The sequence below is a fragment of the Gordonia sp. LUNF6 genome (assembly GCF_047041125.1).
GTDB classification, from domain to species: domain Bacteria; phylum Actinomycetota; class Actinomycetes; order Mycobacteriales; family Mycobacteriaceae; genus Gordonia; species Gordonia sihwensis.
Map to the genome: position 1 here is coordinate 2,418,210 of NZ_CP178181.1, position 26,017 is coordinate 2,444,226.

Genomic DNA, 26,017 nt, shown 5'->3' on the forward strand with positions numbered 1-26,017 from the left:
ATGGGCGCTAGATCGATCAGCCTTCGACCCTCTTCTTCAGGTCGCCGAGCGCGGCCTCGGTGATCGCCTTCTCCGCGCGTCGCTTCAACTGGCTGATCATCGGGATGTGAAGGTCCACCATGAGAGCGTAGGTCACCTTGGTCGAACCCGGAACCTGCTGCGCCAGACGGTAACTGCCCTCCTGAGCGCGCTGCAGCTCACTCGAGACGAGCGTCCAGCAGACACCGTCGCCGTCCTCGTCCCACGTGTATCGGAGTTCGTAGGTGTCGGCGAGGACTCCCGCGTCGAGGACGAATCGCACCCGAACGCCCCGTCCCTCCTCGTCCCGTTCCAGAACGGTCACCTCGCGGGCCGCGGTGACCCACTGCGGATAGTTGTCGAAGTCGGCGATCACTGCCATCACGTCCGCCACGTCGGCGTTGATGACGATCGACTGCTCGGTGTGGTCGGCCATCGCTACGCCCCCGCGACGGCAGACGCCGCGGGCGCCCCGGCCTCGCGGTCACCCTCGAGCAGCGCCTTGACATGGAAGGACATCTCCTTGCCCGCGATGCGCCTGCGGCGGTTCAGCTCCGCGACCGCGTCCATCCGCTCGCGCGCCCCGTCCGGCAGTGGGCGCGACGGCTCGGCGTGCAGGTAGTAGTGCAGGATGAAACCGTCCATGCACGGCTCGCACCAGATCTCCATGGTGCCCTCGACCGGTCCGGCCACCGTCCACCGCACGCCCTGGTCTCCGCGGTCCTCGACCACGGTCAGCCGTAGGTCCGGCCACCACTGCCGCCAGCGCGCCCGATCGCCCACCACCGCACCGGCGAGCGACGGCGCCGCAGCGACGAAGACCTCGTCGGCAACCTGAATGCTCGTCACCGTCCTAGCTTCACACACCCGGCCCCGTGGGTGAAACCCGACTCGTGCGTAACCGGCACTCCGAGTGGGTCTAAGATCACTCAGAGATTCAGGTCGTTCTGAGAAATTTCCGTTCCGGAAGGTGTATTTCATGGCCGAGTGCCGCGTGCCCGCGAAGTTTCAGATCCCCGAGGAGCGGAACGCGTCCGACGTGCTCTTCGACATCGTCGAGAAGCAGAGCGGCAAGACCGTGTTCCGTCGTCAGTCCGGCTCGCAGTGGCTCCCGGTCACCGCGGCCGAGGCCGGAGCGCAGGTCACGGCGATCGCCAAAGGATTGATCGCCTCGGGCATCGAACCGGGCGACCGCGTCGCGTTGGTCTCGGCCACGCGCCTGGAATGGACTCTCCTGGACTTCGCCATCTGGTCGGCCGGCGCGATCACCGTCCCGGTCTACGACTCCTCCTCCGGTCCCCAGATCGATTGGATCATGCGCGATTCCGGCGCTACGGCGATCATCGCCGAGACCGCCGGGCACCGCGCCGTCATCGACACGGTGGAATCGGTGGACGACTCGGTCCAGGTGTTCCAGATCGACGTCGCCGACGGCCCGGGAGTCGTCGAACTCCTCACCGAGCGCGGCAAGGATGTGGCAGACGAGGAGGTCCACGCGCGTCGTCGGACGCTCAAGGCCTCCAGTCCGGCCACCCTCATCTACACCTCGGGGACCACGGGCCGCCCCAAGGGCTGCATGCTGACCCACTCCAACCTGCTCGGCGAGATCGCCGGCGTGATGGAGACCCCGCTGAATGCTCTGCTCGGCGACGGCAAGCGCCTGCTGCTGTTCCTGCCGATGGCACACGTACTCGCCCGCGCGATCAACCTGGTCGCGCTCGAGGCGGGCATGGAGGTCGGGTACACCAGCGACATCCCCAATCTGCTGCCGACTTTCTCCGTCTTCAAGCCGTCGCTGATCCTGTCGGTCCCCCGCGTCTTCGAGAAGGTGTTCAACTCGGCACGCCAGAGTGCGCACGACGGCGGGAAGGGCAAGATCTTCGATCTCGCGGCCGACGTCGCCGTGCAGTATTCGACGGCCGCCCAGAACGGTGACGTGGGCCTGCTGCTGCGCGCGAAGCACGCGGTGTTCGACAAGCTGGTGTACGCCAAGCTGCGCGCCGCGCTCGGCGGGGTCTGCGAACTCGCGATCTCCGGCGGCGCACCCCTCGGTTCGCGCCTCGGACACTTCTTCAGCGGCGTCGGCATCCCCGTCTACGAGGGCTACGGCCTCACCGAGACCACCGCCGCGATCACGGTGAACACCCCCGGCCAGGTGAAGGTCGGCACCGTCGGCCGGCCCATCCCGGGCAACGCCGTCCGGATCGCCGACGACGGCGAGATCCTGCTCTCCGGCGAGGTGGTCTTCACCGGCTATTGGCGCAACGACGAGGCCACCGCTACCGCGATCACCGACGGCTGGTTCCACACCGGCGACATCGGAGCGCTCGACCAGGACGGCTACCTGAGCATCACCGGCCGCAAGAAGGAGATCATCGTCACCGCCGGCGGCAAGAACGTCTCGCCCGCGCCGATGGAGGACATCATCCGCGCGAGCGCACTGGTGTCGCAGGCCGTGGTGGTCGGCGATCAGAAACCGTTCATCGGCGCACTCATCACGATCGATCTCGAGGCCTTCCCGGCGTGGAAGGAGCGCCACGGCAAGTCCGCCGACCTCAGCGTCGCCGATCTGGCGCAGGACCCCGACCTGCTGGCCGAGGTCCAGGAGGCCGTCGACGCCGCCAACGAGACCGTCTCCCACGCCGAGACCATCAAGAAGTTCCGCATCCTCCCGACCGACTTCAGCGAGGACTCGGGCGAACTGACCCCCACGCTGAAGGTGAAGCGCAACGTGGTGGCCGACAAGTGGGCCGAGGAGATCGCGGCGATCTACCGCAAGTAGCCGCCGGTGCGTGCCTGCGGGCACCGAGACGCGGTATGACGATCCCCGCGAACCCCTTCCGACGGGGTTCGCGGGGATCGTCAGTTCAAGCGCGTGGGGCGGCGTGGTCGGCCGGACCGGACGGCGCTCGTCACAGCAGCCGCATGAGGCGCGCGGCCTGCATCTTCCACTGCCAGTTCTCCACTGCCCATTCGCGTCCGGCCTCCCCCATCGCCGCAGCGAGCCGCGGTGAGGAGAGGATCTCGACGATCGCCCCGGCGACGGCGGCCCGGTCACGGCCGTCGACGACGGTGCCCGTCAGGCTCTCGCGCACCGTCTCGGGCGCCCCGCCCGAGTCGCCCGCCACCACCGGCACACCGCTGGCCGAGGCCTCGAGAAAGACGATGCCGAGGCCTTCCACGTCGAGGCCGCCGCCCCGGGTGCGGGTCGGCATGGCGAATACGTCGGCCATCGCGTGGTGCATCGGCAGTTCCGCGGCGGGGACGCCGCCGGTGAAGGTCACCGAATCCATCACGCCGTTCTCCTCGGCGAGCCGGTGCAGCGCATCGGCGTAGGGACCGCCGCCGACGATCATCAGCCGCGCGTCGGGAATTGCGTCACGGATCGCGGGCCACGCCCTGATCAGCATGTCCTGGCCCTTGCGCGGCACGAGCCGCGACAGGCAGAGCACTGTGGGTGCGTCGCCCAGTCCGTAGCGCTCCCGCAGCACGCGCCGCGCCGTGGAGTCCGGCGCGAACCGGTCGACGTCCACTCCGCAGGAGACGTACTCGAGCGATGCCCGCGGGCCGAAGGCCGCCGCGAACCGGCCGCGGGTGTAGCGGCTGACGTAGGTGATCGCGTCGGTGTGGTCGCCGATGTACCGGAGTACCTGGCGGGCGCCGGGCAGCATCGACCACCCGACCTCGTGACCGTGTGTGCTCGCGACGATCCGCCGAGCCCCGGCCTTCCGGAGCTTGGGCCCGAGGACCGCGAGCGGAGCCGCCGCGCCAAACCAGACTGTGTGAACATCGTTGTCGCGCACGAGATTCGCGGCCCTTCGCAGCACTCCGGGAGTCGGCAGCATCAGGCTCGTGGGATGGCGGACGATCCGGTACGGAGCCGCGCAGTCGTACTCCTCGCAGCCCCGCCACGTCGGCGCGTAGACGATGACGTCCTCCGGCGGGAGGAAGGCGATCAGGTTCTCCAGGTACGACTGGATGCCGCCCGGCCGAGGCGGGAAGTCGTTGGTGACAAGCAGCGTTCGTCTCACCGGCGCACCTGGGTGCGCAGCCACGCCCGCCAGTCGGCGACCACCGTCGACTTGTCGGCACCCAGCGCGTCCTTCATCGCGTCGTCGGTGGTGGAGGTGTCTCCGCCCTTGCCGACACCGATGTACATCTTCTTGAGCTTCTCCTCGCCGAACTTCTGGCCGACGAAGGCCGCGAACGACCACGCCTCCTGATAGGCGATCCGGGCCGCGTCCGAGTCGACGGAGAACGACCCGTCCGAGGGCAGCGCCTTCGGAACGTCGCCGGCGGCCACGGCAGCGGCCAATTCCGGTGCGGCGTCGACGAAGTCCCGGTAAGTGCCCTTGCGGCCCACGTACTCCGGAACGCCCTCGGTGAGCCACAGCGGCGCGTTCTCGGCGGTGTTGAGCCGCGAGGCGACGTGCGTGAGCTCATGGCGGATCACGACGGCGAGCGCCGGCTTCGACAGGGCACGGGCGGCGGGCGTGAGCACGATCCGCTGTCCCACCACCTGCTGATTCTGACGATCGATCATGGTGTACACGGTGGCGGCCGCGGCAGCTGAGGTGTCGACCGGAACGGTCCTCGTGAGTCCGGAGAACTGAGCGCCGTCGGCGGTGGAGATCACCGCGATCCGCCGAACCCAGTCGTCGCCCCAGAACTTCGATACCTCATCCACCGCAGCGGGCAGGATTTCGGCGACCTGAGCCGCGGTCTTCTCCGCGCCCCGGTAGCACAGAACCGTCGAGGTCCCCCCGGAGGTGCGCACGTCGTTCGCCGACAGCCCCGGAAACGCCCACGGTCCCACCTCGGGTGCCTTCGGATTCTCGCGTGAAGCCTGCGACGGGTCGGGCGCCAGGCCACCGTCGCCGACGACTTTCCAGTCGTCGCCGTATCGCGCGAAGGTCAGGCTCTGGTGGAGGGTCACCGTCGGTTCGTCGAGTCCAGGCGACGACGCGCCGCCCAGCGCGTAGTCGAGATCGACGGGCGTCACCCAACTGTCGGAGGCGCCGGCCGCCTCGAGCTTCGCCTCGAAATCCGGTTCGAGAAGGTGCTCCGGACCGGTCTGAGGCGCCACTCGATAGCGGAATTCCTTGAGTTTGAGCGGCTTTCCCACCGGCGCCGATGCGAAATCGGCAGCCACGGCGTCGAGCCGATGCCGGAACTCGACGGTGGCGGCCGGATCGATGAGTTCGGACAGACCTCTGCGGTCGCCGTTGCGCAGCGTCGACGACAGTTGGTCGAGCAGGGCGGTGACGCCGTCGTAGCGCTGCTGTTCGAACGGGTTCAGCGGCGTCGTCGCGACCGTCGGAGACGAAGAGGCCGATGGGTGATCGGCAACGGAGCCACAGGCGGTGAGCGACGCGGCAGTCACGGCCGCCAAGACAGTGGCCGCGATCGCGGCACGCTGGGGGCGCACTCAGTACCGTCGCGCGGAGTTGTACGGGCCGGCCTTGTCGATCGGCACCACCGCGACCGGCACACCGAAGGTCGATGCGTGCACCACGTAACCGTCGCCCACATACATCCCGACGTGCGTGGCATCCGGGTAGTAGATGATCAGATCTCCCGGCTCGAGGTCGTTGCGATCGACCGGGGTGCCGCCTGCGAGCTGAGCCTCACTGGTCCGCGGAATCGAACGTCCGGCCTGCTTATAGGCCCACAGCATCAGGCCGGAGCAATCGAACTGGTTCGGCCCGGTGGCGCCCCAGACGTACGGATCACCGATACGCGAGATCGCGGCCTGGACGGCCACGAGTTCCGGAGAGGTCCCCTTCGGCACGGCCCGGGGGTCGAAGTTGTACTTCGGCCCGCGCAGCGCGGCGAGCTGCTTGCCGGTCATCGACTGGTAGATGGCGCGGATCTGAACGGCTTCGATCTGCAGATTCGCCTGCTTGGCCTGCAGTTCACCGCGCTGCTTCTCCGAGGCGGCAATGGCCTGGGTCGCGGCTGCGGCGGTCTTCTCGGCCTCCGATTTGGCGGCCTTGGCCTCGCGTGCGGTCTTCACCACCGACCGCAGGTCGGCAGCCGACTGGCGGGACATCACTTCCAGACCCGACATGTTGTCGAGGAGATTCTGGGGCGAATCGCTCACCAGCATCGCGTAGAGGCGGTTGATGCGAGCTCCGCGGTAGCTGACGCGCGCGAGGGCGTCCACCTTCTTCTGGGCCGCGTCCATCTGGCCCTGCATCGCGGTGAGCTGATGGGCCGCCTTGTCGGCCTTGCGTCGTTCGACGGCGACGATGCGGCGCTGCTTGTCGTACTCGACCTGCGCGGCGTTCATCGCCTCGGAGGTCTTCTCGGCGTTCACCGAGAGCGAGCGGTACTTCGAGAGCAGTTGGTCGGGGGTGCGCGCCGGGTCGGCTGACACGGGGGCCCCGACCATGATCGTCGACGCGGACACGGCTGCCAGCCCGAAGGCGGCCGCCCGTCTGAGCGTCCGGGACGTTCGACTCTTCAACACCACTCGCACTCGATCCTTCATACCCGTGAGGGCGGGCCGGCGCACATCACGCCGTCCCGCCCTTCACCGAAGTTCAAACGGCAGTCGCTGCTCAGTAGCGGCGAATACCCGTCAGGTTCCACGCGTTCACCTTGTCGCGCTTCACCGGAACGCCCTCGGTGGACGAGTGGACGAAGATTCCATTGCCGGCGTAGATGCCTGCGTGGCCGCCGCCGTTGAAGATCAGGATGTCGCCGGGCTGGGCCTGTGCCAGCGATGCGACGGGGGTGCCGCCGCCGAGCTGACCGTAGCTGTCGCGCGGGATGATCTTCCCGGCCTGCTTGTAGGCCCACGAGGTCAGACCCGAGCAGTCGAAGGCGTTGGGGCCGGCCGCACCGTAGACGTACGGCGCGCCGATCTTGGACTCCGCGTAGCGCAGCGCCTTCTTGGCGCGCACCTGCTGCGGGGTGCCGATGTCCAGGCTCGGGGCCTGCGGGGCCTTCGGCACCAGGTTCTGCGGCAGTCCCGGAACGTCGAAGGTGCCGACGTTCGGAACGGTCACCGGAGTGGCATGTGCGGGAGCTGCGGCGAACGCCAGCGATCCGCCGATGGCGATCGAGCCGGCGAGCACTGCGGACTTGGCGGCCTTACGGCCGGCACTGGTCTGCTCCAAACTATGTTTGCCCACGAAAACACGTACTCCTTGTTGTTCTCCCTTATCGCCGACCGGGTTAGCTGTCGGGTTCGGGCCGGAAGAGATGGACCCTACGCAGGCAGAAAGAAGCCCGAAGCTTCAATCCTTGTGCGATTCACCCCAATCCGCACGCACGATTCGCATCGGTCGCACGGAGGAAGTGGTTCCCCGGTTCGCCCCCGTTGGTGAGGGCGATTAGGCGATGACCCACCGGGCACCCGGACTGCTCCGGGACATCCCTGACTGGAAGGTCTCGGAAAGATTACGAAACCCTGACAGCGATGTCCACCGGCCCGCCGTAGGCGCGCCGTCCGCTACCGGCTCACACGGCGCGGAGGCCACCCGGCCACGACTCCCGGAAAGTGTCATCACCTGCGACGACACCCCGTTTGGCCGCACCCGCGACCTCAGGGGAGATCAATTCTGTGTCAGCGAACACATCGATCGCGTCGGCGAGTTCGGCACCGGCGGGGTCAGTGTTCTCCATGACCCCATAACCGCTGGTGGGCGGACCGAAGAAGACCTGCATCATGCAGTCGCCGCAGGCTCGCGCTCGCATCGGACACCGCGCACAGTCAATTTTCATGTGATCTGCCTCTCATCATCTCGGTGGAGACGGCGAAACCGGGCAATCACGTTGTCCGCGACCCGAAGACGTCTCGTCGCCGTCGACCTCGGGTGGAGACTACGACGCCCCTACGACATCTCCGTCCGCCGAAGCGCGTCGGGCCGGGGCTGTCAGAGCCCCGCCGTACGGTTCGGCCATGACCGTCGAACAGCTGTCGTTCGCCGACCTTCCCGAGGCCGACGAGTTCACCTCCGCTCCGTTGCGGGAGACCACCTTCGTGGTGGTCGACCTCGAGACCACGGGCGGGAGTCCGGAGAACGACCGCATCACGGAGATCGGTGCGGTCAAGATCCGTGGAGGCGAAGTGCTCGGCGAGTTCGCGACGCTGGTCGACCCCGGGCGCGCGATCCCGCCGCAGATCGTCGCCCTCACCGGAATCACCACCGCCATGCTCTACGACGCGCCAGCCGTCGAGGCGGTGCTGCCGTCCTTCGTCGAGTTCGCCCGCGGGTGCGTCCTGGTGGCGCACAACGCCCGCTTCGACATGGGGTTCCTGCGGAGGAGCGCTGCCCGAGCGGGCCTGCCGTGGCCGTTCTCCGCGTCCCTGTGCACTGTGGTGATGGCCCGACGGATTCTGAGCAGGCAGGAGGCGCCGAGCGTCAAACTCTCCGCGCTGGCCGATCTGTTCGACGTCTCGGTCCGGCCGACCCACCGTGCGCTGGACGACGCCCGTGCCACGGTCGACGTCTTCCATCGACTTCTGGAGCGCGTCGGCGACCAGGGGGTGCGAACGGTGGGCGATCTGACCACGTATCTGCCCCGGGCGACGCCGGCGATGCGCGCCAAACGCACGATGGCGTCCGGGCTCCCCCATCGGCCGGGCGTCTACCTCTTCCGCGGTCCGTCGGAGGAGGTCCTATATATAGGTGCCGCCGTCGACCTCCACCGTCGCGTCTCCGGGTACTTCAACGGAAGCGACACCCGCACCCGGATCGCCGAGATGGTCTCACTCGCGACCCGCGTCGATCACGTCGAGTGCGCTCACGCGCTGGAGGCCGGGGTCGCCGAACTGCGACTTCTCGGGGTCCACAAGCCGTCCTACAATCGCCGCTCCCGCAATCCGCAGCGGGGCTGGTGGATCACCCTGACCGCCGAGCGCTTCCCGCGCCTCAAGGTGTCGCGCACGCCGGGGACCGAATCGCTCGGGCCGGTGACGAGCCGGGCGGTCGCGCTGGAGGTGGCGGACGTCCTCTCCGGGGCGGCGGGGCTGCGGACGTGCGGCGCCGACCTGAAGAAGGCGAGCCACCACTGGTGTGAGGGGCCGACGGAGGCGGGACGACTGCCGGATCCGCTCGTCGCGACGCTGCCGGGAACGTGCCGCGCCGCCAGTGACCGCCCGCAGACGCTGCCGGACTACCTCTGCCGAGTCGAGGCCGTACGCGACCTGATCTCGGGACGGTCCGACTCGCTTCTCGCGGTTCTGCGCGAACGCGTCGAGTACCTGGCCCAGCAGCGCCGGTTCGAGTCGGCGGCCCGGGCGCGCGACCGACTGTCGGCGACCATCGAGACCCTCGCCCGGACGCAGCGGCTCGCGGCGGTGGCGCAGCGGCCGGAGGTCGTGGGCGCACGGCCCGACGGTGCCGGCGGCTGGGAGCTGAGCGTCGTCAGATACGGGCGCCTGGCCGGCTCCGCGCACGCGGCTCGCGGCGTGGCCCCGATGGCGGTCGTCGAACGACTCAGAGCCGCGTCCACGACCGTGTTGCCCCCTGCCGACGACAGCGGACCGCTCGCCGGTGCGCCTGCCGAGGAGACGGCGCTGATCGAGCGATGGCTGTACGAGTCCGGTACGCGGTTGGTCGACGTGAGCGACCAGCTCTCACTGCCGATCGGCGCAGCCGAGCGCTGGCGCGACTTCGCACGCATCGCGCGATCGGCGCGCGAGGCGACGAGTCGCTAACGGCCTGGCGGCAAGCCACTAGAGTCGAGCCCATGATCACCGCCATCGTTCTCATCGGAGCCGACATCCATCAGATCCCCGAGACGGCCCAGGCCGTCGCCGAGATCCCGGGCGTCACCGAGGTGTACTCGTGCGCCGGCGACGTGGACCTGATCGCCAAGGTCCGGGTGCGCAATCACGAGGAGATCGCCTCGGTGGTGACCGGCGCCATCAACCGTCTTCCCGGTGTCCGCACGAGTGCCACGCACATCGCGTTCCGCAGTTACGCCAGCGCCGAGGTGGAGGGCGGGTTCTCGATCGGCGAGGCGTGACGCGCCCCGATATCCCGTCCGACCGAGGCGTCCTGCGCCCCGAGTCGCTTCCCGAGTTCCATCGACTTCCCGCCATCGGCGCGACGGCCGACCTGGTCCGGTGGTTCTGGATCTGCCGCTGGCAGCTGCCGACCGGCCGTGTCAGCCGCCAGGAGGTCATCGGCTTCGGCGCCCTGAATCTGGTGGTTCAGCACGATCACGTCGTGGTGGCCGGTGCGACCACCCGGATCAGTCATCGGGACCTGGCAGGAACAGGATGGGCCGTGGGAGCACTCCTGCGGCCCGCGGCCGCAGGAGCACTCCCCATCCGTCCCGCCGAACATCTCGACACCGTCACCGTGGTGTCCGCACCGGACCTGCACGCCGCGGTGAGCACCGAGATGACCACTGGAATGGGCTCCCCGCCCGACCCCGCGGCCGCTGCCGAGACGGTGGGACGGTGGCTGCGGGCTCGCGCGTCGCTCACCGACGAGGCGCTGCTCGCGAACCGCGCGGTGACCGCGCTCGAGTCCGACCCCGCTCTGATCCGGGTCGATCAATCGGCCGAACTCTTCGGGATCAGCGAACGGACCCTGCAGCGCCTCACCGCCAAGTACGTCGGCCTGTCACCGGCGGCGTTGATCCGCCGCCGTCGACTGCAGGAGGCGGCGCACCGCGTCCGGACACGGCCGGACGAATCCCTCGCCGAGATCGCCGCCGAGCTCGGCTACACCGATCACGCCCATATGACACGCGACTTCGCCTCGGTGCTCGGGTTCACCCCGAGCCGCTACCGCGCGGGAGGGTGAGATCAGCCGTGCTCGGCGGCGAGGCGGTTGCTGACCTGCGCCCAGCGCGACAGCAGGTCCGCCGCCCCGCCCGAGTCGATCACCGCCTCGACCCTCGCGAGAGCATCGCGCATCGCCGCGATGAACTCCTCCTGAGTGAACATCTCGTCCTGTTCGAAGGCGACCACAGCGGCCGCGGCGTTGAGGACCACCGCGTCACGCACCGCACCGCGGGCACCGGCGAACATCTCACGGGCGATCTGCGCGTTGACCGAAGCGTCTCCGCCCTGCAGGGCTGACAGCTCGACGAGATCGATTCCGAGATCTCGGGGATCGAGGGTCAGTTCGCGGGAACGGCCGCCGATGATCTGCCACACGGTGGAGGTGGTGGTGGTCGTCAACTCGTCGAGACCGTCGTCGCCTCGAACCAGAAGCACCCGGTTGCCGCGCTCTGCGAAGGCCTGCGCCAGCACCGGCGCGAGGTCGGAGAAGGCGCAGCCGATGAGTCCGGCTTCCGGCGACGCCGGATTCGTCAGCGGCCCGAGCACGTTGAAGACCGTCGGAATGCCGATCTGGCTGCGCGGCGGTCCTGTGAAGCGGAAGGCCGGATGAAAGACCGGCGCGAAGCAGAAGCCGATACCGAGTTCCTCGACGCACTGCTGGACCGCGGCGGGCGGCAGCGTGATCGCGACGCCGAGCGCCTCGAGCACGTCGGCTCCGCCGCTCTTCGACGAGGCCGCACGGTTCCCGTGCTTCACCACTGGAACACCGAGAGCGGCCACGACCACCGATGTCATCGTGGAGATGTTGACGGTGTGGGAGCGGTCGCCCCCGGTCCCGACGATGTCGACCGCCGACCCCGACACCTCGATGCGGTTCGCGAGTGCGAGCATCGCCTCCGACAGCCCTCGCAACTCCGACGACGAGGCGCCCTTCATTTTGACGCCGACACCGAACGCGGCGATCTGTGCGCCGGTCGCCGCGTCGGACATGATCTCGCGCATCGCCCACGCCGCCTCGTCCACCGTCAGATCGACCCGATCGGTCACTTTGCCGAGTACATACGGCCAGGTGTAAGCGTTCTCGGCGGCAGTCACGTCGTCAGCAGTCACGCGAACCACCCTAACGGCAGCCTCCCGGACGCGTCAGCGGAGTATCCGCCGCAGTTCAGCGACGGGGCGCACCGGCTTCCCCGGCACCCGCCGGCCGCAGCACCGCCCAACCGACGACGGCCCCCTCCGCGCGCGAGACCATGCTCGCGATGCGGGCCCGCTCCCGAGAGAGCGCCACCGCATCCACCGGCATCACCCGAGCAAGCGCGAGGGTCGTCAGCGCGTCGTCCGCTGCGTCGGGCCCCGCAGCCACCACACGCTCATCCACCGGACTCTCGTCGACCGCGTAACCGTCCGCACCGACACGCTCGAGGACCCCGCCGACCGCCGAGGCGGGCAGTCGCACCACATGCCGCAGAACCACCGCCTCGGTCGAGGCGAACCCCGCCTGCGCCAATGCCACCGAACTCGCGACCGTCTCGTCGGTGCCGGAGACGACCACCCGCAGATCCGGATCGCCCACCACGGGCTCGGGTGCGCGCGCGGCGTCACTGCGCCAGGGCAGCTTCCACGAGACCATCACGCCACCTCACGCCATATCGTCATGGCGTCCACCGTAAACCCTCATCCTGGTCTCAGGACACGCCGGTAGACTCGTCGTCATCGGCTCTACCTGCGGAAAGCAGGCGACTTCGAGCAATTTTCCGACCCGGGTGGTCAACGGTTACTACGAACCGTCATACTTCTCTTGTGACTAGCGCTGTGGGTAACTCAGAAACCGCCATCACCTCACGCGTGCACTCGCTGAACCGTCCGAACATGGTCAGCGTCGGCACCATCGTGTGGCTGTCGAGCGAATTGATGTTCTTCGCTGGCCTCTTCGCGATGTATTTCGTCGCTCGGGCCAATGCATCGGACGGCTGGCCGCAGCCCCCGACACATCTGAACCTCTGGCTCGCCGTGCCGGTGACCACGGTTCTGATTCTCAGTTCGTTCACCTGCCAGGCAGGTGTCTTCGCCGCCGAGCGCGGCGACGTGTACGGCCTTCGTCGCTGGTACACGCTGACCCTGCTGATGGGCACCTTCTTCGTGTGCGGCCAGGCCTACGAGTACTACTCGCTCATCAACGAGGGCACCACGCTCTCGTCGAGCGCATACGGGTCGGTCTTCTACATGGCGACCGGTTTCCACGGCATGCACGTCATCGGCGGTCTCCTCGCTTTCGTCTTCCTCCTCATCCGCACACGCCTGTCGAAGTTCACTCCGGCGCAGGCGACAGCTGCGATCGTCGTCTCGTACTACTGGCACTTCGTCGACGTGGTGTGGATCGCGCTGTTCGTCGTCATTTACTTCATCCGGTAGCCCCCGGCGGCCGAAGAACCGGCCGGCCCGCCGGACCGGTTCACATACATTCAGTCCAAACCGCTTAGTAGAGAGTCACAGATGAGATCATCTCCACCGAGTTCGCCGGAAGACCGCGACCCGTCCGATGAAAACAACGACGCCGCGCGCGCTAAGCGGCGTCGCAAGCTCCGTCGCCGAGCCAGCGGCACCATCTTCCTTCTGCTTGGCCTGATCGCCACCGGCATCATCGCCGCATTGATCTCGCCCAAGCCGCAGGTCGCGACCGCCGACGACAAGAGCGCGAGCTCCGTCGCCGCAGGCAAGCAGCTGTACGACACCTCCTGCATCACCTGCCACGGCGCCAACCTCGAGGGCGTCCGGGACCGCGGTCCGTCGCTCATCGGCGTCGGTGACGCCGCGGTGTACTTCCAGGTCTCCAGCGGCCGCATGCCGGCCTCGCGCAACGAGGCTCAGGCGCAGCGCAAGCCCGCCAAGTTCACTGAGGCTCAGATCGACCAGCTCGGCGCCTACATCCAGGCGATGGGCGGCGGTCCGTCGGTCATGTACGAGAAGGACGCCGACGGCAACATCAAGTACAAGGACGGCTTCCCCGTCCTCGCGATGGACTCGCTGCGCGGCACCGACATCGGCCGCGGTTCGGAGCTGTTCCGTCTCAACTGCGCCTCCTGCCACAACTTCACCGGTCGTGGCGGCGCTCTCTCGGGCGGTAAGTTCGCTCCCCCGCTGACGGACGTCAACCCGCAGCAGCTCTACACCGCGATGCTCACCGGACCGCAGAACATGCCCAAGTTCTCGAACCGTCAGCTGTCGGTGGACGAGAAGAAGAACATCATCGGCTACGTCCGTTACGTGGACACCGCCAACCCCAGCGGCGGTTACGGACTGGGCGGTTTCGGTCCGGTCTCTGAGGGCATCGTCATGTGGGTTGTCGGCGTGACGGCGGTCGTCGCCGGCGCAATGTGGATTGGATCACGAAATTGAGCGACACGAGTAAGGACGTCCCGTCCGACGACGAACTCGCCGCAATGTCTCGCGACGAGAAGGTCCGTCTCGGTACCAACCTCGACGGAGTGGAGATCATCCACCGCGCCGAGCGTTTCCCCGAGCCGGGCACGAAGGCCGAGAAGCGCGCCGAGTTCGCTGTCGCGATCTGGTTCGTGCTGGCAGGCCTCTTCGCCATCGCCGGCTTCGCGCTGTTCATCTGGAATGAATGGCAGTTCCGCATGCCGGACGAGTCGGGCTACTGGGCTTACACCCTGTACACGCCTCTGCTCGGCGTTACCTTCGGTCTCTCGATCCTGTCGTTCGGATTCGGCGTCGTTCAGCTGACCAAGCGGTTCATCCCGGCCGAGATCTCGGTGCAGGATCGTCACGACGGAGGTTCGGCGGACGTCGACAAGCAGACCATCGTCGCTGAACTCGACGACACGCTGGAGACCTCCACCCTCCCCCGCCGCAAGATGATCATCGGTTCGGCGGTCTTCGGCCTCGGCGCATTGTCGGTGGCCGGCGGCGTCGCCGCGATCGGCGGCTTCATCAAGAACCCGTGGGCCAAGGGCGACGACGCTCCCCTGTGGCACACCGGTTGGTCGCCGATCTACAACGAGACCAAGGGCGAGACCGTCTTCCTGCGCCGCGACACCGGCAACCCCTACCAGGTGGCCCTGGTCCGACCGGAGGACCTCGACGCCGGCGCCATGGAGACCGTCTTCCCGTGGCGCGTCTCCGACGGCTACGGCGAGACCGAGGAGTCCCGCCACAAGCTGCTCGAGGGTCTTCGCGCGGTCCGCAACCCCGTCATGCTGATCCGCCTGCGTCCGGCCGACGCCGAGCGCGTCATCAAGCGCAAGGGCCAGGAGAGCTTCAACTACGGCGACTACTACGCCTACACGAAGGTCTGCAGTCACCTGGGTTGCCCGACCTCGCTGTACGAGCAGCAGACCAACCGGATCCTCTGCCCGTGCCACCAGTCGCAGTTCAACGCCCTCGAGTACGGCAAGGCGGTCTTCGGACCGGCCGCACGTGCGCTGGCGCAGCTGCCCATCAGTGTTAACAACCAGGGCTACATGGTCGCCAACGGCGACTTCATCGAGCCCGTCGGACCGGCATTCTGGGAGCGTAAGTCATGACGATCGCTGACCGCCTCGCCACGCAGGCAGAAGAGGTCGACTCGCGGTACCACCTCGCGGCCGGTATGCGTCGACAGATCAACAAGGTCTTCCCCACCCACTGGTCGTTCCTGCTGGGCGAGATCGCGCTGTACAGCTTCATCATCCTGTTGCTGTCCGGTACGTACCTGACTCTGTTCTTCGACCCGTCGATGGCTCACGTCATCTACGACGGCGCCTACCAGCCGCTCAACGGCGTCACCATGAGTCGCGCGTACGAGACCACGCTGAACCTCTCCTTCGAGGTCCGCGGCGGACTCTTCGTTCGCCAGATCCACCACTGGGCGGCCCTGCTGTTCGCCGCGTCGATCATCATCCACATGATGCGAATCTTCTTCACCGGCGCGTTCCGCCGCCCGCGTGAGGCGAACTGGGTCATCGGCTGCTTCCTGCTGCTGCTGGCGATGTTCGAGGGATTCTTCGGGTACTCGCTGCCGGACGACCTGCTCTCGGGCACCGGCGTTCGCGCCGCGATGTCGGGCATCGTCCTGGGCATTCCGCTGATCGGTACCTGGGTCCAGTGGGCCCTGTTCAGCGGCGACTTCCCGGGCGACATCATCATCCCGCGCCTGTACGTCCTGCACATCCTGATCTTCCCGGCCATCATCCTGGGTCTGATCGGTGCTCACCTGGCTCTGGTCTGGTACCAGAAGCACACGCAGTTCCCCGGCCCCGGCCGCACCGAGAAGAACGTCGTCGGCGTTCGCATCCTCCCGGTGTTCGCCGCCAAGGGCGGTGCCTTCTTCGCCATCATCACCGGCGTTCTCGCCCTGATGGCCGGCGTCTTCCAGATCAATGCGGTGTGGAACATCGGTCCGTACAACCCGGCGCAGGTCTCGGCGGGCTCGCAGCCCGACATCTACATGATGTGGACCGACGGCTTCGCCCGACTGATGCCGCCGTGGGAGCTCTACCTCGGCAACTACACGATCCCCGCGATCTTCTGGGTCGTTGTGGTCATCGGCGTGATCTTCGGCCTGCTCTTCACGTACCCCTGGATCGAGAAGAAGCTGACCGGCGACACCGCGCACCACAACCTGCTGCAGCGTCCGCGTGACACCCCGGTGCGCACGGCGGTCGGAGCGATGGCCCTGGCGTTCTACATCATCCTCACGGTGAGCTGTATGAACGACATCATCGCGCTGAAGTTCCACATCTCGCTCAACGCGACCACCTGGATGGGCCGCATCGGTCTGCTGGTGATCCCGCCGCTGGTGTACTTCATCGCGTACCGCTGGGCATTGTCGTTGCAGCGCAGCGACCGCGACGTCCTCGCACACGGCATCGAGACGGGCATCATCCGCCGCGAGCCCAAGGGCGAGTACATCGAGATCCACCAGCCGCTCGGACCGGTCGACGACCACGGTCACCCGATCCCGCTCCCCTACGAGGGTGCACCGCTGCCGAAGCGGATGAACAAGCTCGGCGCAGCGGGGTCGCCGGGTTCCGGCACCGTGCTGGTTCCGGACAGCGCCGAGGAGCAGGCGCTCAACGAGCGCATCGCTCACGAGCAGCACGAAGCGGAGAAGCAGGCGCTCATCGCCCTGCAGGAGAAGGGCGGCAAGGCCCTCGACTGATCCGCGCAGTCACCACGACGAAGGCCGTCTCGCACCAGCGAGACGGCCTTCGTCGTATCTGCGCTCCCCTCCCCCACCGGCGACGGTGCGCGCCCTCGATCGGTCGCCAAGCGACGGACCACGGCCGAGCTGGCGGCAGCCGAACGGGAACTGCGCAAGCGTCGCTCGCGGTCCCGGTGACCGCCGCCGAACTCGACGAGGTCGCCGACGCCGGCCGAGAATGAAGGCACGACTCGGAGTCGACGCCCTCGGCTCTACCGTCGCCCGCCCGGCCGCGCCCGGAGATCTGGTGGCCGGCTGCGTGGTTCACAACGACCGCGGATCGCAGGGCGGATTCAACTGGTCGCCGCAACACCTTGACTGTGGAGGTGTTTCCGCAGTGGCGACGAAGGACTGGTCTGCTAAGACGAGCGACGTTCCTGAAAGGGCTCGGCGGCAGTGGCGTCCAGATCGTGCGTTGCGCCCGCCGATACGCTCGCCCGGGCGGCCCGAGCCCTCTCGGGCGGTGCAGCGGCAGTTCTGCCTCTGATCGCGAAGGGCATCAACTAGGCCGAGGCGTCGTTGACGGTTGGCGTGTCCGTGCCGGTTGGCGCTCATTGGTTCCGTCACGCTGGCGGTATGCCACCGATCTCATTGGCCGCACCTACCGGCCGCTACCTGTCTTTCGCCGGACGTGAGGAGATCGCGCTCTTGCGCGCTAGACAGGTCGGGGTTCGTGAGATCGTACGCAGGATTGGCCGGGACTCCGGGGACGATCTCGCGTGAGTTACGCCGCAACGCGGCCACGCGCGCAGGGAAGCAGGAGTATCGGGCATTGGTGGCGCAGTGGAAAGCGCCGCAGGCGGCGAAGCGGCCGACGACGGCAAGCTCTCGCGCTCAACAACCGGCCCGCAAGAGCCTGGGCTGGAGAACCCCGGCAGAGGGCCTGCTCCGGAAGAACGTCCTCGATCGTCAGCCCCGGGCGCCCCGGAACGGGCCTACGAGGCCGTGGACGTCGAGTTCACCACACGTCCCCGCGGCGGAATTCGCAGATCAGCCGACCGTCCGTGTCGATCTCCGCGGTCTCAGGTGTCCGGAGGACCAGGACTGCGCCCTCATCGTCCGGGGTGGACTGTACCCCCGACTGTGTGAGGACGCCGAGCGGGCCGGACCACCGTTCCCAGCAGTGTCGAAGATACAGCCGGCGACCGTCGTCGGAGGCACCGAGTGCGCCGAAGTCGTACGCACGGGCGACGATTCCGTCCACCTGGTGCATCAGCGCATCGCCGATGCCGCGGCGGCGGTATGCGGCATCGACCGCCACCGCCTCCACATAGCCCGTCCGCAGAACCCTGCCGCCGGGCACATTCTCCCCTTGGACGATCAGCTGCCGTTGAACGACGGACGCGTGTCCCACCACCGCGTCCTCGGTACCGAACGCGATCACGTGGACGCCGCCGAGCGCATGGTCGAAGTCGTCGGCGCCGAAGTCCCCGTCGAAGGCATCGGCCAGGAATGCGAACAGCTGCCCGCGGAACGCCGCGGACAGCTCGTGAGAATGACGAAGCCGCACCCGGTTCTCGGGTGCGGCTTCGTGCGTCTGAGTGGAGACGATCAGTGCTTCTCGGGTCCGACGTGGTACTCGAAGACCAGTCCGGCGACCGTGCCGACGATGATCGGCACCAGACCGATGGCGAACCACCAGTTGGAACTCGCGAAACCGATGGCGAAGAGCGCTGCGCCGCCGGCGATCATGATCGGCCAGTAGCTGTGCGGCGAGAAGAAGCCGAGCTCACCGGCGCCGTCCTCGATCTCCGCCTCTTCGTAATCCTCCGGACGGATCTCCACGCGACGGGCCACGAACCGGAAGTAGGTGCCCGCGATGAGCGCCAGACCGCCGGAGAAGAACATGGCGGTCGCACCCGCCCATTCCACACCGGTCCGGTAGTAGAACGTCGCGACGGCGTAGATCACGCCCATCAGGATGAAGAAGAGGGCGAGGGCCTCAAAGACCCGTGCTTCGACCTTCATAGTTCCTTAAACCTCCGGGGTGCACTGGGCGATCGTGGTGTTGTTGGCATCGCCGAGGTTCTTCGGAGTGGTTCCGTTGGAGACACGGCGGGTGTCGAACGGAACCGTGGTGACCGACTCGGGAACCTGGCACACGGCCTTGAGCGCCTGAGCGTTGGTCGCCTCCGGGTGGGCCTGGCGGTACTTGATGTAGTTCGCGAAGGTCGTCGGGCTCACGGCGCGGACCTCGAAGTTCATCATCGCGTGGAACGTTCCGCACATCTCCGCACAGCGTCCGACGAAGGCGCCCTCGCGGTCGATCTCGGAGATCTGGAAGCTCGAGTCCTGGTGGTTCTGCTTCGGGAAGGGCATCACGTCGCGCTTGAAGAGGAACTCGGGAACCCAGAAGGAGTGCACGACATCCGCTGCTGCGAGATCGAACTGGATGCGCGTATTGGTCGGCAGCACCAGGATCGGAATCTCCGACGAGCTACCGAGGGTCTCGATCTTGTCGTAGCTCAGGTAGTCCCGGATCTCGGCCGAACGGCCGCCGGCGGCACCGAGGATCTCCTCCTGCTTGCCGTCCTCTTCGCGGTACTTGGCGATCTGGTCCTGGAAGGGAACGCCCTGCTTGGAGTCCGTCTTTGGGTTCACCAGCTGCTTGCCGTCGATGGTGACCGACTTGTAGCCGAACTTCCAGTTCCACTGGAAGGCGGTGACGTCCACGGCGACAGCCGGGTTCTCTTCCTTCTTCTCCACCGAGTTCTGAACGACGACGGTGAAGTAGAACATCACGGCGATCAGCACGAACGGGATCGCGGTGTACGCGAGTTCCAGCGGAACGTTGTATCCGGTCTGACGCGGAATCTCGTCCTCGGCGGTGCCGTTCTTCTTGCGGCGGTGGAAGGTGATGGTCCAGAAGATCAGACCCCACACCAGCACACCCATGGCCAGGGCGGCGATGACCGACCAGGTCCAGAAGGTGCGCATATCATGTGCCTCGGGAGTGACTCCCTCCGGCCAACCGAAACGCAGGGCCTCTTCAGCACTGCAGCCCGATGTCATCAGCACACCGACGCCGAGTACTGCGAGGCCACTCAGTCTCTTGATCGTGCGCGACGGAGATCCCTTCCGTCGCGTCGACGGCCGTACACCGTTCGTCAATTTCACGCCTTCCTGCTGGCAGGGAGCTGTTCTTCCAAGGCCTGCGGCGACGAGCAGACACTCCTCGACGCAATTCTTGCACCTAGTACTACGCAGCGTAGACCAACCCGACGAAGTCGTCGTGATTGGGGTTCGCCGTTTCGCCGATCATTTTTCGCGACCTGCGGATACGGCTTCGACCGGGGGTGATTCCGCCCTCGCCACGGTGCGCCGGAGTCGCGGCGGCCAGCGCATCTGCGGCATAGTGGAACGCGCTCACGGGCGCGGATCGCCGCCCGTCTGACCTGACAGTATCTGCGAAAGAGGCCCTGACACCGTGTGTGGCTTGCTCGGAATGCTCACCAGCGACGGTTCGGCGTCGTCCACCATCGACCTCGTCGCCTCGGCAGCGAGGTGCATGCGGCATCGCGGGCCCGACGACATGGGCACGTGGAACGACGGCGACCTCGTCTTCGGTTTCAACAGGCTCTCGATCATCGACATCGAACACTCGCACCAGCCGCTGCGATGGGGGCCGGCGGAGAACCCCGAACGCTATGCACTGGTGTTCAACGGAGAGATCTACAACTACCTGGAGATCCGTGACGAGCTGGCGCGCGACCACGACGCGCCGTTCCGCACCGAAGGGGACGGCGAGTCGATCGTCGCGGGCTTCCATTACTGGGGACCGGAGGTGGTCCGCAAACTGCGCGGCATGTTCGCCTTCGCGATCTGGGACACCCAGAACCGCGAGTTGTTCATCGCCCGTGACTCGTTCGGCATCAAGCCGCTGTTCCTGGCGACCAGCCCGCGGGGTACCGCCTTCGGATCGGAGAAGAAGAGCCTCCTGGAACTGCTCGACCGGCTCGACCTCGACCGCGAACTCGACGATCGCGCGATCGAGCACTACACCGTTCTCCAGTACGTCCCCGAGCCGGAGACTCTGCACCGCAACATCACCCGGCTGGAGTCCGGCTGTTACGCGACACTCAAGCCGGGTGCCGCCCCGCAGACGACTCGCTATTTCGCACCTCGATTCCCGGTGCGCCCCTTCGCTCCGGGTGGCGAGCAGAAGCGCTACGACGAGATCGCCGACGTGCTGCGCGACTCGGTGGCCAAGCACATGCGCGCGGATGTCACCGTCGGGTCGTTCCTGTCCGGCGGCATCGACTCGACGGCGATCGCGGCGCTGGCGATCCAGCACAATCCCGACCTCATCACCTTCACCACCGGATTCGAACGGGAGGGCTACTCCGAGGTCGACGTCGCCGCGGAGTCGGCGGAGGCGATCGGCGCCCGCCACATCGTGAAGGTGGTCTCGCCGCGGGAGTTCATCGAGGCGCTCCCCCAGATCATCTGGTACCTCGACGACCCGGTCGCCGACCCCGCGCTGGTACCGCTGTACTTCGTCGCGGCCGAGGCCCGAAAGCACGTGAAGGTGGTGCTCTCCGGTGAGGGCGCCGACGAGTTGTTCGGCGGCTACACCATCTACAAGGAGCCGCTGTCGCTCAAGTCGTTCGACAAGCTGCCCGGCGGACTGCGGCGGCTGGCGGGCAAGGTGTCGGACAGAATCCCCGAGGGCACCCGGGGCAAGAGCCTCCTGCACCGCGGCTCGCTGACCCTCGAGGAGCGGTACTACGGCAATGCACGCAGCTTCGACGACGCCCGGCTGCGTGCGGTGCTGCGGAACTTCCGGCCCGAGTGGACACATCAGGACGTCACCGCACCCATTTACCGGATGAGCGAGGGAATGGACCCGGTGACGCGCATGCAGCACCTCGACCTGTTCACCTGGCTGCGCGGCGACATCCTCGTCAAGGCCGACAAGATCAACATGGCGCACTCGCTGGAACTGCGCGTTCCGTTCCTCGACAAGGAGGTGTTCGCCGTCGCCGAACGCCTCCCGTTCGAGGAGAAGATCAGCCACGGCACCACCAAGTACGCGCTGCGCAAGGCGCTCGAACAGATCGTTCCGCCGCACGTGCTGCATCGTCGTAAGCTCGGTTTCCCGGTCCCGCTGCGCCACTGGCTCGCCGGCACCGAGATGTACGACTGGGCGCGCGAGCTCATCTCCACGTCCGACACCGACCACGTCTTCGACAAGCGTTTCGTGATGCAGATGCTCGAAGAGCACCGGCGCGGCGAGGTCGACAACAGCCGGCGGATCTGGACCGTCCTCTGCTTCATGCTCTGGTACGGCATCTTCGTCGACGGAACCATCGTCCCGGCGATCGAAGATCACGATTACCCGGTCCGCCTGTAGCTGACCGCCCGGTGGTCGAGCAGGCGGCCCGTCCCGCCTCCGCTGGTTGAGCGAGCGGCCCGTCCCGCCTCCGCTGGTTGAGCGAGCGGCCCGTCCCTGTTCCCGCTGGTTGAGCGAGCGGCCCGTCCCTGTTCCCGCTGGTTGAGCGAGCGAAGCGAGTCGAAACCCCGGTGACAATCGGCCGGTAGCAGAACCATCTGCTGCCGTCGGATGTCGCGTTGGTTTCGACTCGCTTCGCTCGCTCAACCAGCCTGAGTGGCGCGCCAGCCGCCTACAGAACGGTCTTGATCTCCGCAGCGGCGTCGGCGCCGTAGGCCTCGGTGAGTCGCTCGACGGCCACGTCGACGTTCCAGGTCCAGCCCTGGGTCGATTCCGATTCGAGCACCAGAGTGGCGACCATCGCACCGAGCTGTGCGGCCCGTTCGTAGCCGAGGCCGCGGGCGATGCCGGTCAGGAAGCCTGCGCGGAAGCCGTCGCCGACACCGGTCGGGTCCACCTGCTCGCGGACCGGCACCACGCCGACGTGGGTCGTGGTGCCGTCTCGCTCCACGATGTCGACACCACCGGCACCGAGCGTGGTGATACGGGTCCCGACGAGATCTGCCACCTGCGCGGCGTCGAGTCCGGTCTTCTGCTGCAGCAGGCCCCACTCGTACTCGTTGGTGAACAGGTACGCCGCGCCGTCGATCAGGTCGCGGGCGGCGGTGCCGTCGAGCCGCGCCAACTGCTGCGACGGGTCCGCGGCGAACGGGATCCCCTGCTCACGGCACGTCCGCGTGTGGCTGACCATCGCGTCGGGGTCATCGGCTCCGACGAGCACGAGGTCGGGGCGGCCGGTGGTGGCGAACAGCGCGGTGAGGTCGATGTCGCGGGCCTCGCTCATGGCTCCGGCGTAGAACGTGGCGAGCTGAGCCATGGTCTCGTCGGTGGTGCACATGAATCGCGCGGTGTGCTTGGACTGGGACCTCGTGACGCCGCGGCAGTCGACGCCGTGTCCGGACAGCCAGTTCTCGTAGTCGTCGAAGTCGGGACCGGCCGCCGCGACGAGCAGGGGCTTCTCCCCTAGCGAACCGATCGCGTACGCGATGTTGCCGCCGACGCCGCCCCGATGGACGACGAGGTCTTCGACGAGAAAGCTGAGCGAGATGTGCTCGAGCTGATCGGCTACGAGCTGATCGGAGAACTTTCCGGGGAACTTCATCAGATGGTCGGTCGCAAGCGACCCGCAGACGGCAATGAACATCTGTCCAACGGTACTTCGTCCGGAAACGACGACGGCCGTGACCCCACCCCCGACGCGAGCGTCAGTTGAGGTCACGGCCGTCGACAGCTCCGTGTCAGCTGCCGAATGGACTCAGTTGAACGAATCGCCGCAGGCGCAGCTGCCGGTCGCATTCGGGTTGTCGATGGTGAAGCCCTGCTTCTCGATGCTGTCGACGAAGTCGATGGTGGCACCCTGCACGTAGGGTGCGCTCATCCGGTCGACGGCCAGCTTCACGCCGCCGAAGTCCGAGACCACGTCGCCGTCCAGGCTGCGGTCGTCGAAGAACAGCTGGTAGCGCAGACCGGCGCAGCCACCGGGCTGCACCGCGATGCGCAGGGCCAGGTCGTCGCGTCCTTCCTGGTCCAGCAGTGCCTTCGCCTTGGAGGCGGCGGCGTCGGTCAGCAGGACACCGGTTGCGGTTTCGTTCTGAACGGTCATGGGCGCTCCTCATGTCGCCGACCGCGAAGAATCTCGACGGCCGGATACGTTGTCGGTGGCTCAGTTACCGGTACAGCGGCCCGGCAGACACGGCCAACAGCATCAACGGTACTCGCCGACCCGCTATTCCCGCATCCCGCGCCCGGGTTTCGGCCGAGTCAGATTCCGGTCCGCTCGACCGTCCCGGCGAATCCGGCCGCGACCGTCTGCGCGAGTCCGGCCAGGATCGGCGCCGGGTCGGCGAGTGCGCGCGCGGACGAGCCGGCCCAGTCGGCCATCGAATACGCGACGGTGACGCCGTCGACGCGGGGCCTGCCGCGCACCTGCCCGGCCAGAACCACCGCAGGCACTCCGGCACGCCGTGCGTCGGCTGCGACGGAGGCCACCACCTTGCCGAAGGGAGTCTGCTCGTCGAAGCGGCCCTCCCCGGTCAGCACGAGATCGGCGCCGGCGATGCGCCGCGGACGACCGGTGACACCCGCCACCACGTCGGCGCCCGCCTCTCGGGTCGCACCGAGTGCCAGGAGAAAGGCACCGAGCCCGCCCGCAGCACCCGCACCGGCAGCGTCACGGAGCCGCTGACCGTTGTCGGTGCCGACGCGGTGGTCCTCCAACTCGTCCGCCCACCGCTGCAGTCGCGACTCCAACCGCGCGACCGTCTCGGGGTCGGCGCCCTTCTGCGGAGCGAAGACAGCGGCCGCCCCGGACGGACCGAGCAGCGGGTTGGTCACGTCGGTGGCCGCCACGAGTTCGGTCCCCCGCAGGAGGTGGTGCGCGGCGGTCAGTCCGCCGAGTGCCGTACAGGCGCCGCGGCCTCCGTCGGTGGTTCCACTTCCGCCGAGTCCGACCACGATCCGGGTCGCACCGGCCTCCACCGCAGCCCGCAGCAGGTCACCGACCCCGGCCGTCCCCGCACACCAGGCCGTCTCCGGACCGGGCGAGCCGATCAGATGCAGTCCGCATGCCTGAGCCGACTCCACGAACGCCGTGCGGCCGTCGAGCAGCACCTCGGCGGCCACCGCACCTCCGAGCGGTCCGGACGCCGAGACGCCGAGACGCCGCCCGACGCCGGCAGCCGCGAGCACGTCGACGAATCCGGGACCGCCGTCGGACTGCGGCAGCTGCTCGAGCACATCACCCGGCCGCGCGCGGGCCCAGCCCTCGGCGATCGCGGACGCGGCCTGCGCCGCCGTCAGCGTCCCGCCGAACTCGTCGGGGGCGATCACCACCCGCATCGCCGTCGTGTCCATCACCGGTCAGAGTAGCCGGGAGGCGCTTGCCCGATGCCCGCCGTCGCCGCCGCATCGAATAGTCTCGTAGTCGTGAAGTTGCCCTGGAAATCCGACGCCGCCAAGAGCTCAGCCGCCGAGTCGGAGGAGACCACCGACGTGCCGGCCGACGACGCGAGGCCGACCTCTGGTTCGACGACGCCCGGCAAGGGCCGCCCCACGCCGAAGCGCCGCGAAGCCGAACGCCGCCGCGGTCCCGTCGCGCCGCCCCCGACCACCCGCGCTGAAGCGCGGGCCCGGAAGAAGGCACTGCGGGCGTCGATGACCAAGGTGGAGCGCAAGGAGGTGGCCGCCGAACGCCGCCGCGTCCGCCTCGAGCAGCGCGAGAAGATGATGTCCGGCGACGAGAAGTTCATGATGGCCCGCGATCAGGGGCCGGTCCGGAAGATGGCGCGTGACATCGTCGACTCGCGACGCAACTTCGCCGGACTGTTCCTGCCCTTCGCGATCTTCCTGCTGGTGGTTCTGATGCTGCCGAACCTCGCGGTCATCGGGAACCTGGTGCTGCTGGCCTTCGTCCTGCTGGTGATCATCGATTCGCTGTACCTGGGCCGGATGGTCAACAAGCGGGTGCGTGAGCGCTACCCGGACACCACCGACACCGGATTCCGGCTCGGGTGGTACTGCTTCACCCGTGCCATGCAGCTGCGGATGATGCGCGCGCCGCGCCCGCAGGTCAAGCCGGGCGACAAGGTCTGATCGC

At 67.6% G+C, this 26,017-nt stretch carries 25 protein-coding genes, 1 pseudogene and 1 riboswitch; of the genes and pseudogenes, 11 read left to right on the forward strand and 15 right to left on the reverse strand.

The window, feature by feature from the left end; translation table 11 throughout:
• Positions 1 to 16: 16 nt before the first annotated feature.
• Both ACK8HH_RS11300 and ACK8HH_RS11305 read right to left on the reverse strand, forming a co-directional pair.
• Positions 17 to 454, reverse strand: a complete 438-nt coding sequence (locus ACK8HH_RS11300; protein WP_346076082.1) for an SRPBCC family protein — start codon at positions 452 to 454, stop codon at positions 17 to 19.
• 2 nt (positions 455 to 456) lie between these two features.
• Positions 457 to 867, reverse strand: a complete 411-nt coding sequence (locus tag ACK8HH_RS11305) for a hypothetical protein (RefSeq protein ID WP_062366683.1) — start codon at positions 865 to 867, stop codon at positions 457 to 459.
• A 130-nt stretch (positions 868 to 997) separates the two neighbouring features.
• Between ACK8HH_RS11305 and ACK8HH_RS11310 the strand changes: the two genes are divergently transcribed.
• The gene (locus ACK8HH_RS11310) at positions 998 to 2,800 is read left to right on the forward strand and encodes an AMP-dependent synthetase/ligase (protein ID WP_062366681.1); all 1,803 of its coding nucleotides are present in this window, start codon (positions 998 to 1,000) and stop codon (positions 2,798 to 2,800) included.
• A gap of 130 nt (positions 2,801 to 2,930) precedes the next feature.
• Here the strand turns inward: ACK8HH_RS11310 and ACK8HH_RS11315 are convergent, their stop codons facing one another.
• The 5 genes from ACK8HH_RS11315 to ACK8HH_RS11335 form a co-directional block, all read right to left on the reverse strand.
• Complete coding sequence (locus ACK8HH_RS11315; protein ID WP_006895299.1) at positions 2,931 to 4,049, reverse strand: glycosyltransferase family 4 protein; 1,119 nt, start codon at positions 4,047 to 4,049, stop codon at positions 2,931 to 2,933.
• Positions 4,046 to 5,401, reverse strand: coding sequence for a peptidase MA family metallohydrolase (locus ACK8HH_RS11320; RefSeq protein ID WP_231875682.1), 1,356 nt, complete (start codon positions 5,399 to 5,401; stop codon positions 4,046 to 4,048). Before ACK8HH_RS11320 ends, ACK8HH_RS11315 begins: the two co-directional genes overlap by 4 nt.
• A 45-nt stretch (positions 5,402 to 5,446) precedes the next feature.
• Positions 5,447 to 6,493: a C40 family peptidase gene (locus tag ACK8HH_RS11325; protein WP_006895297.1), complete on the reverse strand. Its 1,047-nt coding sequence runs from the start codon at positions 6,491 to 6,493 to the stop codon at positions 5,447 to 5,449.
• Positions 6,494 to 6,581: 88 nt separating this feature from the next.
• A complete protein-coding gene (locus tag ACK8HH_RS11330) occupies positions 6,582 to 7,157 on the reverse strand; it encodes a C40 family peptidase (protein WP_006895296.1) in 576 nt (191 codons plus the stop codon).
• Positions 7,158 to 7,175: 18 nt separating this feature from the next.
• Positions 7,176 to 7,375, reverse strand: a riboswitch (cyclic di-AMP (ydaO/yuaA leader).
• Between the two features lie 110 nt (positions 7,376 to 7,485).
• The gene (locus tag ACK8HH_RS11335; protein ID WP_346076075.1) at positions 7,486 to 7,650 is read right to left on the reverse strand and encodes a hypothetical protein; all 165 of its coding nucleotides are present in this window, start codon (positions 7,648 to 7,650) and stop codon (positions 7,486 to 7,488) included.
• 277 nt (positions 7,651 to 7,927) lie between these two features.
• Between ACK8HH_RS11335 and ACK8HH_RS11340 the strand changes: the two genes are divergently transcribed.
• From ACK8HH_RS11340 to ACK8HH_RS11350, 3 genes are read left to right on the forward strand one after another with little or no spacing between them, the layout of a single operon-like run.
• On the forward strand, positions 7,928 to 9,688 hold the full coding sequence (locus tag ACK8HH_RS11340) for a DEDD exonuclease domain-containing protein (protein WP_412475184.1): 1,761 nt from the start codon (positions 7,928 to 7,930) through the stop codon (positions 9,686 to 9,688).
• A 32-nt stretch (positions 9,689 to 9,720) separates the two neighbouring features.
• Entirely contained in the window at positions 9,721 to 9,999 is a 279-nt protein-coding gene (locus tag ACK8HH_RS11345) for an Lrp/AsnC family transcriptional regulator (protein ID WP_006895293.1), read from the forward strand.
• Positions 9,996 to 10,787 (forward strand): helix-turn-helix domain-containing protein, encoded by a 792-nt coding sequence (locus tag ACK8HH_RS11350; RefSeq protein ID WP_412475185.1) that lies wholly within the window; start codon positions 9,996 to 9,998, stop codon positions 10,785 to 10,787. The genes ACK8HH_RS11345 and ACK8HH_RS11350 overlap by 4 nt, the downstream gene beginning before the upstream one ends.
• Positions 10,788 to 10,789: 2 nt before the next feature.
• On the opposite strand, the gene trpD is transcribed toward ACK8HH_RS11350, so the two are convergent.
• Complete coding sequence (gene trpD / locus ACK8HH_RS11355) at positions 10,790 to 11,878, reverse strand: anthranilate phosphoribosyltransferase (protein ID WP_062366672.1); 1,089 nt, start codon at positions 11,876 to 11,878, stop codon at positions 10,790 to 10,792.
• 55 nt (positions 11,879 to 11,933) lie between these two features.
• A complete protein-coding gene (locus tag ACK8HH_RS11360) occupies positions 11,934 to 12,398 on the reverse strand; it encodes a hypothetical protein (protein ID WP_006895290.1) in 465 nt (154 codons plus the stop codon).
• A 170-nt stretch (positions 12,399 to 12,568) separates the two neighbouring features.
• Between ACK8HH_RS11360 and ACK8HH_RS11365 the strand changes: the two genes are divergently transcribed.
• The 5 genes and pseudogenes from ACK8HH_RS11365 to ACK8HH_RS11385 all read left to right on the forward strand — a co-directional run.
• Positions 12,569 to 13,180, forward strand: coding sequence for a heme-copper oxidase subunit III (locus tag ACK8HH_RS11365; RefSeq protein WP_039866941.1), 612 nt, complete (start codon positions 12,569 to 12,571; stop codon positions 13,178 to 13,180).
• An 81-nt stretch (positions 13,181 to 13,261) separates the two neighbouring features.
• A complete protein-coding gene (locus tag ACK8HH_RS11370) occupies positions 13,262 to 14,164 on the forward strand; it encodes a cytochrome c (RefSeq protein WP_062366670.1) in 903 nt (300 codons plus the stop codon).
• Entirely contained in the window at positions 14,161 to 15,312 is a 1,152-nt protein-coding gene (locus ACK8HH_RS11375) for a ubiquinol-cytochrome c reductase iron-sulfur subunit (protein ID WP_062366668.1), read from the forward strand. The genes ACK8HH_RS11370 and ACK8HH_RS11375 overlap by 4 nt, the downstream gene beginning before the upstream one ends.
• Positions 15,309 to 16,928: a cytochrome b gene (locus ACK8HH_RS11380; RefSeq protein ID WP_006895286.1), complete on the forward strand. Its 1,620-nt coding sequence runs from the start codon at positions 15,309 to 15,311 to the stop codon at positions 16,926 to 16,928. The genes ACK8HH_RS11375 and ACK8HH_RS11380 overlap by 4 nt, the downstream gene beginning before the upstream one ends.
• Before the next feature lie 618 nt (positions 16,929 to 17,546).
• Positions 17,547 to 17,793, forward strand: a pseudogene (locus tag ACK8HH_RS11385) (helix-turn-helix domain-containing protein); the annotation flags it as partial.
• Positions 17,794 to 17,928: 135 nt separating this feature from the next.
• Here ACK8HH_RS11385 and ACK8HH_RS11390 read toward each other — a convergent pair.
• The 3 genes from ACK8HH_RS11390 to ACK8HH_RS11400 are packed head-to-tail and all read right to left on the reverse strand — an operon-like array spanning position 17,929 to position 20,087.
• Positions 17,929 to 18,480: a GNAT family N-acetyltransferase gene (locus tag ACK8HH_RS11390; protein ID WP_346076066.1), complete on the reverse strand. Its 552-nt coding sequence runs from the start codon at positions 18,478 to 18,480 to the stop codon at positions 17,929 to 17,931.
• Between the two features lie 41 nt (positions 18,481 to 18,521).
• A complete protein-coding gene (locus tag ACK8HH_RS11395) occupies positions 18,522 to 18,938 on the reverse strand; it encodes a cytochrome c oxidase subunit 4 (RefSeq protein ID WP_006895284.1) in 417 nt (138 codons plus the stop codon).
• 6 nt (positions 18,939 to 18,944) lie between these two features.
• Positions 18,945 to 20,087 (reverse strand): cytochrome c oxidase subunit II, encoded by a 1,143-nt coding sequence (locus ACK8HH_RS11400; RefSeq protein WP_006895283.1) that lies wholly within the window; start codon positions 20,085 to 20,087, stop codon positions 18,945 to 18,947.
• A gap of 310 nt (positions 20,088 to 20,397) precedes the next feature.
• On the opposite strand from ACK8HH_RS11400, the gene asnB reads away from it, so the two are divergent.
• Positions 20,398 to 22,323, forward strand: coding sequence for an asparagine synthase (glutamine-hydrolyzing) (gene asnB, locus ACK8HH_RS11405; protein WP_375003966.1), 1,926 nt, complete (start codon positions 20,398 to 20,400; stop codon positions 22,321 to 22,323).
• A 271-nt stretch (positions 22,324 to 22,594) separates the two neighbouring features.
• Here asnB and ACK8HH_RS11410 read toward each other — a convergent pair whose 3' ends face one another.
• The 3 genes from ACK8HH_RS11410 to ACK8HH_RS11420 form a co-directional block, all read right to left on the reverse strand.
• On the reverse strand, positions 22,595 to 23,566 hold the full coding sequence (locus ACK8HH_RS11410) for a carbohydrate kinase family protein (protein WP_045539470.1): 972 nt from the start codon (positions 23,564 to 23,566) through the stop codon (positions 22,595 to 22,597).
• A gap of 111 nt (positions 23,567 to 23,677) precedes the next feature.
• Complete coding sequence (locus ACK8HH_RS11415; RefSeq protein ID WP_006895280.1) at positions 23,678 to 24,025, reverse strand: HesB/IscA family protein; 348 nt, start codon at positions 24,023 to 24,025, stop codon at positions 23,678 to 23,680.
• A 158-nt stretch (positions 24,026 to 24,183) separates the two neighbouring features.
• The gene (locus ACK8HH_RS11420) at positions 24,184 to 25,275 is read right to left on the reverse strand and encodes a glycerate kinase (protein ID WP_412475186.1); all 1,092 of its coding nucleotides are present in this window, start codon (positions 25,273 to 25,275) and stop codon (positions 24,184 to 24,186) included.
• Positions 25,276 to 25,347: 72 nt separating this feature from the next.
• On the opposite strand from ACK8HH_RS11420, the gene ACK8HH_RS11425 reads away from it, so the two are divergent.
• A complete protein-coding gene (locus tag ACK8HH_RS11425; RefSeq protein WP_006895278.1) occupies positions 25,348 to 26,013 on the forward strand; it encodes a DUF3043 domain-containing protein in 666 nt (221 codons plus the stop codon).
• Positions 26,014 to 26,017: the final 4 nt, after the last annotated feature.

Bases quoted from the DNA above. Each gene is read 5' to 3' on its own strand.
- ACK8HH_RS11300 (WP_346076082.1), bottom strand. From the start codon at position 454: ATGGCCGACCACACCGAGCAGTCGATCGTCATCAACGCCGACGTGGCG.
- ACK8HH_RS11310 (WP_062366681.1), top strand. From the start codon at position 998: ATGGCCGAGTGCCGCGTGCCCGCGAAGTTTCAGATCCCCGAGGAGCGG.
- ACK8HH_RS11335 (WP_346076075.1), bottom strand. From the start codon at position 7,650: ATGGAGAACACTGACCCCGCCGGTGCCGAACTCGCCGACGCGATCGAT.
- ACK8HH_RS11340 (WP_412475184.1), top strand. From the start codon at position 7,928: ATGACCGTCGAACAGCTGTCGTTCGCCGACCTTCCCGAGGCCGACGAG.
- ACK8HH_RS11345 (WP_006895293.1), top strand. From the start codon at position 9,721: ATGATCACCGCCATCGTTCTCATCGGAGCCGACATCCATCAGATCCCC.
- ACK8HH_RS11360 (WP_006895290.1), bottom strand. From the start codon at position 12,398: ATGGTCTCGTGGAAGCTGCCCTGGCGCAGTGACGCCGCGCGCGCACCC.
- ACK8HH_RS11370 (WP_062366670.1), top strand. From the start codon at position 13,262: ATGAGATCATCTCCACCGAGTTCGCCGGAAGACCGCGACCCGTCCGAT.
- ACK8HH_RS11380 (WP_006895286.1), top strand. From the start codon at position 15,309: ATGACGATCGCTGACCGCCTCGCCACGCAGGCAGAAGAGGTCGACTCG.
- ACK8HH_RS11395 (WP_006895284.1), bottom strand. From the start codon at position 18,938: ATGAAGGTCGAAGCACGGGTCTTTGAGGCCCTCGCCCTCTTCTTCATC.
- ACK8HH_RS11410 (WP_045539470.1), bottom strand. From the start codon at position 23,566: ATGTTCATTGCCGTCTGCGGGTCGCTTGCGACCGACCATCTGATGAAG.
- ACK8HH_RS11415 (WP_006895280.1), bottom strand. From the start codon at position 24,025: ATGACCGTTCAGAACGAAACCGCAACCGGTGTCCTGCTGACCGACGCC.
- ACK8HH_RS11420 (WP_412475186.1), bottom strand. From the start codon at position 25,275: ATGGACACGACGGCGATGCGGGTGGTGATCGCCCCCGACGAGTTCGGC.